We start from the raw sequence: 12257 nt of genomic DNA, 5'->3' as shown, positions 1-12257 counted from the left end.
AATAGGGCAAACCAGCAAATATCAGACTGAACCTGAAAATTTTATGAACAACTTGCAAATAAATTTCCAAAACCTGCAAATAAAATCCAAAAAGCCGCATATAAAATCGCCAAACCTGCAAATAAAAACCCGTAACCCGCCTATAAACCCCGTTCTAGCTGCTCTAAAGAGAGCAAAAAGTGAAAAAAGAGCCGGCTTGACTGCACTTTTTAATCATTTTGCATGAATTTTCCTCTCTTTTTCTTCAAAAATAGAGTCCCAGTAAATTTCCTCTAATTCTTCTAAAATTTAAAATTGCCTATTGTTATAGACAAAACGGGCATCAAACAGCCTGTATCCCATAGATAAGCAGAGTTTTAAGGGCTGAAAATTTATTTTTCCTAATTTTACCCAATGGAGCTTTTCCGTTACGATAGCTGTGAGAACGATAGAGAGGAGGTTAACCGTGATCAACCATGTCACCCTTGTTGGAAGACTGACGAGAGATCCGGAACTGAAATATTTAGCTGACGGGTCACCGGTGTCCAACATTACCCTTGCTGTCAGCCGGAATTTTAAAAATGCTGCGGGCGAAATTGATACGGATTTTGTGAACTGTACAATTTGGCGCAAAACGGCTGAAAATACCGCGAACTACTGCCGCAAAGGCTCCATCGTCGGCGTTACAGGCCGCATTCAAACCCGCCATTATGAATCTACAGAAGGAAAAAGAGTGTATGTCACTGAAGTTGTGGCAGACTCTGTCCGCTTTATGAGCGGAAAACCGCGAGAGCTCGCGGAAGTATAACCCCTTAAATCCCCTCTTACAGAGAATCAATCACATCCCCAGGTTCCCCTCATTCTTGCCAGCCAACGCAAAAGGCTGGTATTTTTCAAAGGAAGCTGTTCTTAATAAAGAAGTGCAAGCTACAATTTCAAACGGAAAAATTTCATCCGGGAATGACGCGGATCGCGATAACCTCCGTTAATTTGATGTCCGAGTGAGCAGGCGATGATCAGGGAAGCAAATAGAAGGATCGTTCTTTTCAATGGAAGGACTTCTTTCTTTTTACTATATAGGTTAATCCTAATGGCAGCGTCTTTCAAGGGGGATATCACTGATGCTAACAATAAAACCCCTTTTACAAGGGGTTGAACGCCATATATTAAGTATTGCTGACTGAACGGTCAGGGTTGCTCTGAACCCAGCCGCCACCTTGTTCAGCAGTATGGTCAATAGTAGAATCTCCATCGCCATCTACCCAAATTGTCCGGCCGCTTGCCAGAGTTCTTTCATGTGGATGTACATAATGGTTCCCTGGATTATTTTCATTCTCTGAAGCATCATCCTGAAGAGATCCTGGGTTGGATTGTATAAAGCCGCCGCCCTGTTCGGCTGTACGGTCAGCGCTGGTATCTCCATCACCGTCAACCCAAATAGTTTGGCCGCTTGCTAGGGTTCTTTCATGAGGCTGTACAAAATGATGATCTGCATGTGCCTCATCCAAATCTGAAGCAGTTGAGGAAGTGTGTTCCACTGCATCGGATTCAGCTCCATTAACGTCAACAATATCAGCAAAATCCAATACTGAAACACCTAATGCTCCGATTGCCGCCGTTTTACCTAAATTACGGGCGCCCTCTTTCCAGCGCGTTTCATCGCCATCTATCAGTCCGCCTGCTACGCTTCCCACATTCTTAACGGTTTGAGTGATTCCTTTGCCGACTGCCGACGCTGTGTTTCCAATTCCTTCTCCTAAGTCACCAAATCCTTGGTCTATTTTTTCTTCGTCTTTTGAAATTAAACCGCTTCCTACATTCCAGACTCCTTCAGCAACATTTCCAAGCTGCTTCCCTGCAAACTCGGTTGATTGTTTAACGCCATCTCCAACTTCCTGGATGAATTTTGAGCCGGTCGCTTCGCCAATGCCTTTAATAATTCCGCCAGTAACCCCTCCAACAAGCCAGCCGGCACCTTCACCTAATCCTTTTAAAAATCCCATGATAAAATCTCCTTACTAATATTAGTTCTTTTTACCTATGTTTTAACTATACTATAATGTCCATATATTGTAAAAATTTAATTAAGCCATTTATTTTCCGTAAACTCTCTATTATGTGTAAGATTTATGTGTAAGATTAAGTGAGGGACAGTTTTATAAATAGGGGTGTGGAAAATGAACGATACAGCTCTGCCGCAATCAATAAAAGACATGATTGCCCAGGTTCAGCAAAAAATGGCACACCGTCCGAAATTGGCGGCTATGTTTGAAAAGTGCTTTTCCAATACATATCAAACAACGATTAAGAGGCTTCAGGATGGCACCACTTTCATTATTACCGGGGACATCCCCGCAATGTGGCTGAGGGATTCCGCGTGCCAGATTAGGCCTTATCTTTCCCTTGCGAGAGAGGATGAGCATTTTTATGAGCTCATCAGCGGTTTGGTCGAGCGGCAGCTGCAGTTTGTGCTGCTGGATCCATATGCCAATGCGTTCAATGAGGAAGAGAACGGCCATGGGCATCAGTCTGATCAAACAGAGATGCACCCGCATGTTTGGGAGCGCAAGTATGAAATTGATTCCTTATGCTATCCGCTGCAGCTGAGCTACCTTTTATGGAAGGCATCCGGCAGGACGGACCATTTAAATGAAACGTTCCTTGCAGCAGCTGGAACAATCATCGATGTATGGATTACAGAGCAGGACCATGAAGCCAATTCTCCTTATACGTTTGAAAGGCCGGGAGCCCCTGCGATCGATTCGCTCACACGGGAGGGGAAAGGCAGCTTTGCTGAGCCGACAGGCATGACTTGGTCAGGCTTCAGACCGAGCGATGATGCCTGTGTATATGGCTATCTCGTTCCATCCAATATGTTTGCAACGGTTGTGCTTGGCTACATTAAGCAGATCGCAGAAGAGGTATTCAGCGATACAGCACTGGCGCAGCGTGCCCATGATTTGTGCGAGCAAATTGAAGGAGGCATTGAATCATACGGGATTACCGAGCATGAGCAGTATGGATCCATCTATGTGTACGAAACAGACGGAATGGGCCATAACCATTTCATGGATGATGCCAATGTTCCGAGCCTGCTGTCCATTCCTTACCTTGGCTACAGGGACGTTCATGACCCGATCTATCAAAATACTAGAAGGTTTATTTTAAGCAAGGAAAATCCTTATTATTATGAGGGGAAAGCGGCAAGCGGGATCGGCAGCCCTCATACTCCTGAAGGCTATATCTGGCACATTGCGCTTGCGATGCAGGGACTGACGGCAAGCTCCAGGGAGGAAAGGGAAAAAATTCTTGATATTTTAGAAGCGACAGATGCGGATACAGGTGTGATGCATGAAGGCTTTTCTGCAGATAATCCCTATGAGTTCACGCGGCCGTGGTTTTCATGGGCCAACGCTCTTTTCAGCGAATTGGTGATGGAGGAGTGCGGATTGGGACTTCAATTAAACGTTTGATTAAATGAATAATCAGCCCATTTTTCACATAAATGATAAAGTTAGTGCCCGCAGGCTTGGCTTCGGGCCTTTCTCTTTGTTATCTGAAGAAAGAAACGATATAATAAATTTCCAGTTTTGGATTTTGCTATTTTAGAAAGGCGGAAATAATGAATAAATTAACAGGGTCAAAACGTCTCCAGCTTGCCCTTTTATTAGGATCACTCGGTTTGCTCGGTCCTTTTACAATTGATATGTATTTGCCATCATTCCCTTCTATTGTGGAGGATTATCAGACACAGGCCTCCCTCGTCCAGATCAGTCTGACAAGCTGTCTCTTAGGGCTTGGTCTTGGGCAATTGGTGATCGGCCCTATGAGCGATGTGCTTGGCCGCAGGAAGCCGCTGCTCATCTTTCTTATCTTGTATTTGCTTGCTTCTCTTGCCTGCTCTTTTTCGCCGACCATCTATGTGTTTATTGCAGCAAGGCTGCTGCAGGGATTTTCCGCAGCCGGAGGGCTTGTTATTTCAAGGGCGATCGTCAGAGATCTTTACAGGGGCAAGGAATTGACGAAGTTTTTTGCACTGCTGATGCTCGTCGGGAACCTTGGTCCGATTGTCGCACCGATTGCCGGAGGCAGTGTGCTGACCTTTACGAATTGGTCAGGCGTTTTCATCGTGCTTGCCTGTGTGGGCCTGGTGCTATTTTTAATTGTCACAGCAAAGCTTGAAGAAACGCTGCATAAGGAAGAACGGGTTGCCAGCAATCTGCCGCAGATCCTAAAGAACTTCAAGTCATTAATTAAAGACCGGCAATTTGCCGGCTATGCGCTGACACAGGGCTTTATCATTGCCGGCATTTTTGCTTACGTTTCCGGCATTCCCTTTGTTTATCAAAACATTTACGGCGTATCGCCTCAAACCTTCAGTCTGCTGTTCGGGATTAATGGTGTTGCCCTGATCATCGGCAGCCAGCTCGTCGGCCGTTTAACAGACGTGATTCCAGATCAGACGTTCCTGAAAATCGGACTGCTCATTTCCAATACGGCAGGCGCCGCTTTGCTTATTGCGCTTCTGCTAAAAGCACCGCTAATTGCCGTTGCCATTCCGATCTTCTTTTTGGTTTCGTCTATTGGAATCATTTCCACAACCTCTTTTTCCCTTGCGATGGATTCGCAGGGACATATCGCAGGAAGTGCTTCAGCGCTTTTGGGACTGCTGCCTTTCATCCTGGGCTCTGTCACAGCTCCGCTTGTCGGAGTTGCAGGGGAATATTCCGCGATTCCGATGGGAATTGTGATTTTCTCGGCAAGCTTTTTGGCATTGGCGTCTTATCTATTACTCGTTCAAAAGGGGTCAGCTGTGAAGCTTTCTCCGAATAAATAAGAAGATCCGGCGGCTGCCGGATCTTTTTCTATCTGAATACCATCGCCAATGTAACGACAACTGCCATAGATAAAACAAAATAGTGAATTCCAATTTCTTTGTTTTTCTCTCTTAATAAATACTCAACCAGCCGCCCAAGCAGCAGAGCGACAGCAATAATCAGCGAGATATACAGGAGAAAAGTGGTAATGCTTTTTCGAATTATTTCACGGGGGAAAAATTCTATCGCGAATATAACGATGGTATACACGATCAGATTGCTGATTGTCTGCTGATTAGTTTTTCTGAAAAGCCGTTTAATAAAGTTCATATGTCACTCCGCCTATTATTAGTTAACTATATATTCAACAATAAATAGGGGGATCCTTCCAATAAAGCCAGCCCCTATCAGGCTGGCTTCCTGCTATTTTTTATAAACAACCGGATTCAAATCCGTAGCAGCCAAATCCCCGCCCTTCAATCCAGGGAGCCACTGGTTAAGGTCGCCTTTCCTGGCATTGCTGTCAGGCTCAGCAACCTTTGTGCCGTCTGCGTAATAGATCACGGTCATCACCTTGCGCATATCTTCGGTTGGGTTGCCCGGGGCAGAGTGAAGCGTCCAGCCGGCATGGAAGGTGGCGTCTCCTGCGTTCATGCTGCCGTAAGTGACGGTGTCGAAGCCTTTGCCTTCGATGAATTCCTTTAGTGTGCGGTGGGATTCGTCTGAGATGACCATTTTGTTGATATAGCCGAGCTTATGGGATTCTGAAGCAAAGGTCATTGAGCCGACTTCTTCTGAAACAGGGACAAGCGGCATCCACATGGTAATTGTTTTGTCGGTATCAAGCGGCCAGTAAATCTGATCCTGGTGCCATGGCGTGTGTCCGCCGCCGGGCTCTTTATATAGTGCCTGGTCATGATAGATTCTGACGCTGTCAACACCGAGCAAATCTGCGGCAATTTTGGCAAACCGCTTGGCGAGGACAAAGCGCTGCACGTCTTCACTGTGCTGCCACACGTTGCCGATCTGGATAAAGGCCTTGCCATATGTATCACGCTGATCAATCGGCTTGTCATGGTAGTTCAGCTCTTTTACTTTTTCCGAAATGATGGGTTCATACGCCTGGATTTCTTCCTGTGCAGCGACATCCCGAAGCAGGATGTGGCCGTTTTTCTGGTAGCCCTCAATCTGGCTTTCTTCCAATGTGTACAAATCAGTAAGCTCTGGCAGTTTTACCTGTGTCATACCTTTTGTTCCTCCTTTGTTTTGTCCCACGCCTGTTCGGCAATTTTTTTCATTACAAGAGACTGCTTCCAGCGGTCTGAAATTTCGTTCCATGAACAGCTAGGCTGAAAATTAGGTGTGACAGCGTAGTGGTGGCCGATCTCGCAGACAAAGGGAAGCACATCGCCGCTGCCTGCCTGATTCCGCCAATACTGCATTCCCCTTTGCCAATACTGTTGAAATGGTTCTACCATCGGATGATCTCCATTACCAACATCAATCTGCACCTGCTGGCCGTTTGTAATTCTGCCATGAAGACATGAGGTGCGCTTCAGAAGCTGATCAAAGTAGGGATCAGCTATTGTAAAATCTGTCATCTCACCAGCCAGAACGTAATGGGATAAGTCTATTGTTAATCTTAGATCTGGCAGGGCTGACACATAGCCTGCCGTCCTGATTAAATCCTGAGTAATCCGGCCGCGATGGGTTTCGATGAAAAGCGGGATACCAAAGGAATCAGCTTCGGCCATTAATTCCTGAAGGCGGGAGATGGCAGGTTCTCCAATAGTGAAGCCATCGGGCACCTGTGCATTGACGTACAGAACGTCATGGTCTGCTGCCTTTTTCAATAGCTCCCGTAAATCTTCGGCCGTTTCAGGGAAAGACTCCAAGCCAAAATGAAAAGAGTATTCCTCCATCAGTCGCCGCCATAATTTTTCTTCGTTTTTAGCGGGAAGGCCTGCAAAAACTCCTTCAAAGCCTGCGTGTGCCATTTGTTCAAACTTCTTCTCGAGAGACCACTCCTGGTCATAATCCCCATACAGCTTCATTGCCCACATAGATTGCTGAATCACAAGTTTTGGCTGATCCTTTGACTTGTCATTTGCTGAAAGCACGCTGTTTATCACCTCGTTTTTCATATCGTGCAGCTGCTTGTTAGTGCTATAATAAAAGAAAAGACAGAAAACCGCTTTGTCAGAAAGCGTTTACTTATTTGTCAAAAACAACTGAGTTAGGTGAGAGGATGCCAACACTATCTGAACTGCTGCAAGTGCAGCCGCTGCTTCCGTTTATCAGGGAGGGGGACATGGCAGAGCGCAAGCCGTGGCGTTTTCCTGAACGCAGGCTGCTGGATTATCTCTTGATTTTTGTGATGAAAGGCCGCTGCCGCTTTTGGGTAGAGAAGGAGCCGCATGATTTTGAGGAAGGCGAATTTTGCCTGATTCAGCCCGGGTGTTTAACAGTGCTGGAGGGCTTAACAGATACAATGACGCCGTTTCTGCACCTTGATTTCTTTTACAGCAGCTATAGAGAACAAAGCTTTCCAACAAAACCGGGACAGGTCAATCTCGCTCCCTATAAGGAGTACCTGCAGCCCAGCCTGAATGAGCTGGCCGGCATCCAGGTGCCTGTCCGGTTAAAGCCGAAAAACCCGCTGAAATTCAGGGAACAGTTCCTGAGACTTGTTGGCGGCTGGCATAAGCGGGATCCGCTGAACCAGCTTCAGATGCAGCAGGAAGCAGCAGAGCTTGTGATGTCTATCCTGGCTGATCATAACTCCCTTGAACCGGCTCAAGGGGATTACGCCGGAACACTGGACTGGATTCCCTCCTACTTTTCTTTAAACTTGAGCGAAAACCTGACCATCAAAGATATGGCACAGAAAGCGAGCCTTTCCCCCTCCAGATTCAGTGCCGTTTTTAAAGAAAAATACAGGCAGGCACCGCATCAATATTTGCTGGAAATGAGGATCCAGCATGCCATTGAGCTGCTGCAAACCTCCATGCTTTCCCAGGAGGAAATAGCGGAATACTGCGGCTTTGCAGACATCCACCATTTCTCAAAGGCGTTTAAAAAGCGGACAGGGCAGCCGCCCGGAAAATACAGGGTTTAAGAAGGAAAAACTTGGGTATATTTTCTTGTGAGATCAGCTGATTTTTTTCTGTTTTTTTGAAGGGTTAGATGCAATAATAGAAGAAGATAAAAGACACAGCTTTCCTTATACAGGAAGTGTGTTTTTCTTTTTGGCTGTGTTAGAGAAGAATGCTAATTTTTGCGCTTCTGTTGATCTACGTCCCAGGCGGGAGACTCCTGCGGGAGCAGCGGGACAGGTGAGATCCCGGAGGCGCTATGGTGCAAGGAGGCTCAGGCGCCCGCCCCGCGGAAAGCGGACTCCTGAAACGGAAATCAACAGCCAATATTAACAGAGCTTTTGATCAGAATGGCAAAGGAACGGTGAAACTGTGGTTCGGAAATTAAAGCGGACATTTCTATTGATCTTTTTTGCAGCATTGGTACTGGCCGCCGCGTTTCTTCTTAGCCGGTCAGTTCTTGATTCAGGACAGCATCCGAAAAAATCGGATGTCATCATCGTGTTAAGCGGTGACAGAGGACGCCTGGAAAAAGCCATTTCTCTTTATGAAAAGGGCTATGCAAAAAGCATTATGCTTTCAACACCTGTAGGCTTTGAAAGCAAGCTGAAAGACCACCTGAGAAAAGAAGTGCCGAAAGACAACTTTATTATGGAAAATCATGCTTCGACGACTTATACAAACGCGACCTACACAAAGCAGCTTGCCATGAAGCATCATTTCAAAAGTGCGATTGTTGTTTCTTCTGACTATCATATCAGGCGCACAAAGCTTGTCTTTGACAGAGTTTACAAAGACACAGGCATGAATCTGACGTATGTTTCTTCAACGAAAGATCATAAGCAGCCGTGGTTTATGGACGGACTGGAAGTGAAAGTCACTCTTTCAGAATACGTCAAGCTCGTAGGCTACTATTTCGAATTGTACAAATCGGTTGATAATCAGGCAAAAGCAGATTAAAGGCGCTTCAGCAAAAAAGGCTGCAGGCGTCTTTTTCTTTTGCCTAAATAATGGAACTTTACGGTATAATGAGCAAAGACGTAATAACAAAGGCGCGGTGAACATGCGAAAAATACTGATTGGAATAGGAACGCTCCTGCTGGCGCTGGCGGTTTTCGCTGTTTTCAGCAGGCAGCTGCTTGTGATAAATGAAAAACCCGTAAAATCTGATGTGATCATGATCTTAAGCGGAGACGGCGGCAGACTGGAAAAAGGGATGGAGCTGTACAAGGAAGGCTATGCCAAATATGTGATGCTCTCCACACCGCTCGGCCTTGAAGTCTCAAGCAAGCAACAGCTGCAAAAGGACATTAGCCCGGAAAACCTGCTGTTTGAGCAAAAAGCAACGAGCACCTACACCAATGCGGTTTACACAAAGCAGCTCGCCGAAAAATACGGCTTTAAGAGCGCGATTGTGGTCACCTCTGATTACCACATGAGAAGATCAAAGCTTGCGTATGACAGGGTATACAAAAACAGCGGCATCAGGCTGACCTATGTTTCAGCGCTTTATAACAGCCCTGTTCCCTGGTATAAAAATCCGAGAGAGGTCAGCCATACGGTTTCTGAGTATATCCGGCTGACAGGATATATGCTGGGCCTTTATGATTTTATCGATTTGCCGGACGGAATGGAACCGGGTCAAACAGCTCAATGAGCTGTCTTTTTTTTGCACGCAGCACTATGAAAATAAATTTCATTATAAAAAAATAAATAAAAATAATTTCAGAAAATTCTTGAGAAAAGAAAAAGGAGGCGTTATAGTTGGTAATTGAAAGCGCTATCAAATTAAGAAGAAAAAGGAGATTAAAGCATGAGCCCCAAATTACGCGTTTTACCAAGCTCTATTCTAGCATCTGCTCTGGTACTCTCTTCTTTTGGCACGGCAGGTATCGCATCGGCTGAAACAAAAACTGGTCCCTACAATGTCCTGACAGTAAAGGACGAGTCCGGTGACAGCATCGCCGTCAATGGAACGAATCAGCTCGCTAACAGCGGCAAAACCATTCTCTTTAATGACTCCTTCAGCTACTACACTGAAACCCAAAAAGGCAGCAAAGAGGCTGTGCTGGAGAAAATCGGTCTGAATCAGTACAAGGTAGTGAAGCACGGGGACGGCGATTCTGCGATTCCTGAGAACGGGCTAGTTCTTTCTACTGGCAGTGCTCCGGGTGCGCCAGCTGACTTTATCAGCCAGCTGAAAGACGGCGAAACAGTCACCGTTTACGAACCGGTTGAAAAATCTTCTGAAATGACAGCAAACGCGGTCGATCCAACCAAAGCCAGCAATCCTGCAGGAGCCCCTTTCGACGGATATAGAGGTCCTGACCAGCTGATTGTGTACACACCGGCTTTTGGCAGCACGACAAAAACCAATCCGTACGGTTATGAAATAACGGTGGAAAATGGCTATGTGACAAAGCTTGGCGGCGGAGGCTCGGCTATTCCGAAGAATGGATTTGTCGTCAGCGGCCATGGCATTGCTTCGTCATGGATTTCAGCGAATTCCATTATTGGAGCCAAAGTAACATTTGACGAAAAAGGACTTGTGAAAATCACTCAGGATGTGGACAGCTTTGCGTTCCAGAGCAAGCAGGCCATCGACCAGGCAAAAGCCTCTATCGAAAAAGCCAAGAAGGAATATCTTGATGTGGCAGCAGATCAAGCTTCAGCCTCCCTGAAAAAAGCGGAGGATCTTCTCTCACAGGTAAAGAATGAAGCCGATCCGGTAAAAGGACTCGACCTGACAAGACAGGCAACACAAGCTGCCTATGATGCGTACTACTATTCTCTCCCATCTAATCCAGCAGAACAGCGGGCCATTTGGTACCGTCCGGAAGAAACCACGCTTGACGGAGTCAAGCAGGTGCTGGACCGGATGGAAAAGGCAGGATTCAATTCAGTTTACTTAGAAACAACGTTTCACGGCTACACGGTTTTTCCAAGCAAAACGATGCAGGCTTACGGACTTCCCGCGCAGCATCCCCGTTTTCAGAACGCCAATTACGGCCCATATGGAAATGATCTGCTGAAGGCATACATCAAAGAAGCGAAAAAGCGCGGCATTTCCATTCAAGCCTGGACAGACGGCTTTATGGTCGGCGAAAGCAGTCTTGGCATGCCGCCGGAGCTCTCTAAGTATCCGGAATGGGCAGCTGTTCAGCGTCAAAATGATTCTGGTAAACCAATGCCGGATTCTTCAAGCAAATATTACTGGCTTGATATAGCTCAGCCAAAGGTACAGGAATTTATGCTGTCCATCTACAAGGAAATGCAGCAAAGCTATGATATTAAAGGGCTCGACATCGACTACATGCGCTATCCTAATCAGACGCCTGACAAGAGCTATGGCTTCAGCCAAACCCTTCGAAGCATGTATCAGTCAGAAAACGGAGTTGACCCGTACACACTGGATCCTGTTAAGGATGCAGAGCAGTGGAACCACTGGTCAGAATGGCTTCTCACTAAGGAAAACCAATTCGTCGATAAGCTTCACACCCAGTCAAAGGCCATTGATAAAACATTTATGATCACAGCAACGCCTGAGCCTGGAGCAGAAGCTGGCCGCATTGCCGATTGGAAGGATGATATCGATGGTGTGATTCCGCAAGCCTACGGCCATGACTTCAACAGCATCCAAAAAACCGTGCAGGACAGCAAAAAGCTGATGCCTGAAGGAACGATGTACTATACAGGCATTTACTCCTTCTATCACCATCTAAGCGAGATGGCAGCAGTCAGTGATGTCATGTCAGCTAAATATGATACAGAAGGCGTGAACATGTTCGCCTTCGGACAAGCAAGTGCCCCGTCCGTTGATGCGCTCGGCAAAGGTCCTTGGAGGGAAAAAGCGGTTAACCCTGGTGAAAATCCGATTGGCGCCTCTGTCGCCCTGTTCAGCAAAATGAAACAGAATGTATCAGAAATTTATATGAAACAGGGAGCTGTCAAAAAGAAAGAAGGAGCCAAGTTAAAGGTGCTGCTCGGAGCCCTTTCTGCCTCTGTCAGAATTCACCCTGAAAAGAGCAGCAAAGTATTCCAGGCAGCAGACAGCGGCATTCAGCAGATGATGGACAAGAATCAACTGGATAAAACCGTTGGAGAACGGATGAAGAATGAATTGAAAGAAGCCCAAAAGTGGGTCAGCTATTACATCAATCATCAACAGTAAGAACAGAGAAGCGGATAGATTCATATCCGCTTTTTTTCATAAGAAGAGAGTTCTCTGATCCTTCGGCAAGTCTAAAAGAAATTAATTTTCATAAATCAAAAAAGTTGTAAAATAATTTTACAAAAGGATTGTAATCAGGCGTGCGCGCGAGTATGATGAAAGTAAGCAAAAAGTAGTAAACGCTTTCAAACAAAG

11 protein-coding genes are annotated in these 12257 nt (G+C 46.1%); 7 read left to right on the top strand and 4 right to left on the bottom strand.

Features of this window, described 5'->3' with window-relative positions; genetic code table 11:
- Positions 1-445 precede the first annotated feature (445 nt).
- On the top strand, positions 446-787 hold the full coding sequence (gene ssb, locus LRR81_RS10255) for a single-stranded DNA-binding protein (RefSeq protein WP_231789271.1): 342 nt from the start codon (positions 446-448) through the stop codon (positions 785-787).
- Positions 788-1145: 358 nt separating this feature from the next.
- Here ssb and LRR81_RS10250 read toward each other — a convergent pair whose 3' ends face one another.
- Positions 1146-1982, bottom strand: a complete 837-nt coding sequence (locus tag LRR81_RS10250) for a hypothetical protein (RefSeq protein ID WP_231789270.1) — start codon at positions 1980-1982, stop codon at positions 1146-1148.
- 174 nt (positions 1983-2156) lie between these two features.
- Between LRR81_RS10250 and LRR81_RS10245 the strand changes: the two genes are divergently transcribed.
- The gene (locus LRR81_RS10245; protein ID WP_231789269.1) at positions 2157-3452 is read left to right on the top strand and encodes a glycoside hydrolase family 125 protein; all 1296 of its coding nucleotides are present in this window, start codon (positions 2157-2159) and stop codon (positions 3450-3452) included.
- Between the two features lie 149 nt (positions 3453-3601).
- Positions 3602-4816: a multidrug effflux MFS transporter gene (locus tag LRR81_RS10240; RefSeq protein WP_231789268.1), complete on the top strand. Its 1215-nt coding sequence runs from the start codon at positions 3602-3604 to the stop codon at positions 4814-4816.
- A gap of 28 nt (positions 4817-4844) precedes the next feature.
- Here the strand turns inward: LRR81_RS10240 and LRR81_RS10235 are convergent, their stop codons facing one another.
- The 3 genes from LRR81_RS10235 to LRR81_RS10225 all read right to left on the bottom strand — a co-directional run bounded on the left by LRR81_RS10235 (position 4845) and on the right by LRR81_RS10225 (position 6940).
- A complete protein-coding gene (locus tag LRR81_RS10235; RefSeq protein WP_231789267.1) occupies positions 4845-5126 on the bottom strand; it encodes a hypothetical protein in 282 nt (93 codons plus the stop codon).
- A 93-nt stretch (positions 5127-5219) separates the two neighbouring features.
- Positions 5220-6041: a phytanoyl-CoA dioxygenase family protein gene (locus tag LRR81_RS10230; RefSeq protein ID WP_231789266.1), complete on the bottom strand. Its 822-nt coding sequence runs from the start codon at positions 6039-6041 to the stop codon at positions 5220-5222.
- The gene (locus LRR81_RS10225) at positions 6038-6940 is read right to left on the bottom strand and encodes a sugar phosphate isomerase/epimerase family protein (RefSeq protein ID WP_231789265.1); all 903 of its coding nucleotides are present in this window, start codon (positions 6938-6940) and stop codon (positions 6038-6040) included. The genes LRR81_RS10230 and LRR81_RS10225 overlap by 4 nt, the downstream gene beginning before the upstream one ends.
- 104 nt (positions 6941-7044) lie before the next feature.
- Here LRR81_RS10225 and LRR81_RS10220 point away from each other — a divergent pair, with 104 nt between their 5' ends.
- From LRR81_RS10220 to LRR81_RS10205, 4 genes are all read left to right on the top strand, one after another.
- Positions 7045-7914: a helix-turn-helix domain-containing protein gene (locus tag LRR81_RS10220; protein ID WP_231789264.1), complete on the top strand. Its 870-nt coding sequence runs from the start codon at positions 7045-7047 to the stop codon at positions 7912-7914.
- Positions 7915-8263: 349 nt separating this feature from the next.
- Positions 8264-8851, top strand: coding sequence for a YdcF family protein (locus LRR81_RS10215; protein ID WP_231789263.1), 588 nt, complete (start codon positions 8264-8266; stop codon positions 8849-8851).
- Positions 8852-8954: 103 nt separating this feature from the next.
- Positions 8955-9548 carry a YdcF family protein gene (locus LRR81_RS10210; RefSeq protein WP_231789262.1) on the top strand — a complete coding sequence of 198 codons (594 nt, stop codon included), beginning with the start codon at positions 8955-8957 and terminating at the stop codon, positions 9546-9548.
- A 156-nt stretch (positions 9549-9704) separates the two neighbouring features.
- On the top strand, positions 9705-12062 hold the full coding sequence (locus LRR81_RS10205; protein ID WP_231789261.1) for a glycoside hydrolase family 10 protein: 2358 nt from the start codon (positions 9705-9707) through the stop codon (positions 12060-12062).
- The last annotated feature ends 195 nt before the right edge of the window (positions 12063-12257 follow it).

This window comes from Metabacillus kandeliae, assembly GCF_021166585.1.
GTDB classification, from domain to species: Bacteria; Bacillota; Bacilli; order Bacillales; family Bacillaceae; genus Metabacillus_B; species Metabacillus_B kandeliae.
The sequence above is the reverse complement of the archived record's forward strand: the minus strand, read 5'-3'. Positions and strand labels throughout refer to the sequence as shown.

Excerpts from the sequence above, each read along its gene's own strand:
- LRR81_RS10240 (WP_231789268.1), top strand. The coding sequence starts at position 3,602 with ATGAATAAATTAACAGGGTCAAAACGTCTCCAGCTTGCCCTTTTATTA.
- LRR81_RS10205 (WP_231789261.1), top strand. The coding sequence starts at position 9,705 with ATGAGCCCCAAATTACGCGTTTTACCAAGCTCTATTCTAGCATCTGCT.
- LRR81_RS10210 (WP_231789262.1), top strand. The coding sequence starts at position 8,955 with ATGCGAAAAATACTGATTGGAATAGGAACGCTCCTGCTGGCGCTGGCG.
- LRR81_RS10220 (WP_231789264.1), top strand. The coding sequence starts at position 7,045 with ATGCCAACACTATCTGAACTGCTGCAAGTGCAGCCGCTGCTTCCGTTT.
- LRR81_RS10235 (WP_231789267.1), bottom strand. The coding sequence starts at position 5,126 with ATGAACTTTATTAAACGGCTTTTCAGAAAAACTAATCAGCAGACAATC.
- LRR81_RS10225 (WP_231789265.1), bottom strand. The coding sequence starts at position 6,940 with ATGAAAAACGAGGTGATAAACAGCGTGCTTTCAGCAAATGACAAGTCA.
- LRR81_RS10230 (WP_231789266.1), bottom strand. The coding sequence starts at position 6,041 with ATGACACAGGTAAAACTGCCAGAGCTTACTGATTTGTACACATTGGAA.
- LRR81_RS10250 (WP_231789270.1), bottom strand. The coding sequence starts at position 1,982 with ATGGGATTTTTAAAAGGATTAGGTGAAGGTGCCGGCTGGCTTGTTGGA.
- LRR81_RS10245 (WP_231789269.1), top strand. The coding sequence starts at position 2,157 with ATGAACGATACAGCTCTGCCGCAATCAATAAAAGACATGATTGCCCAG.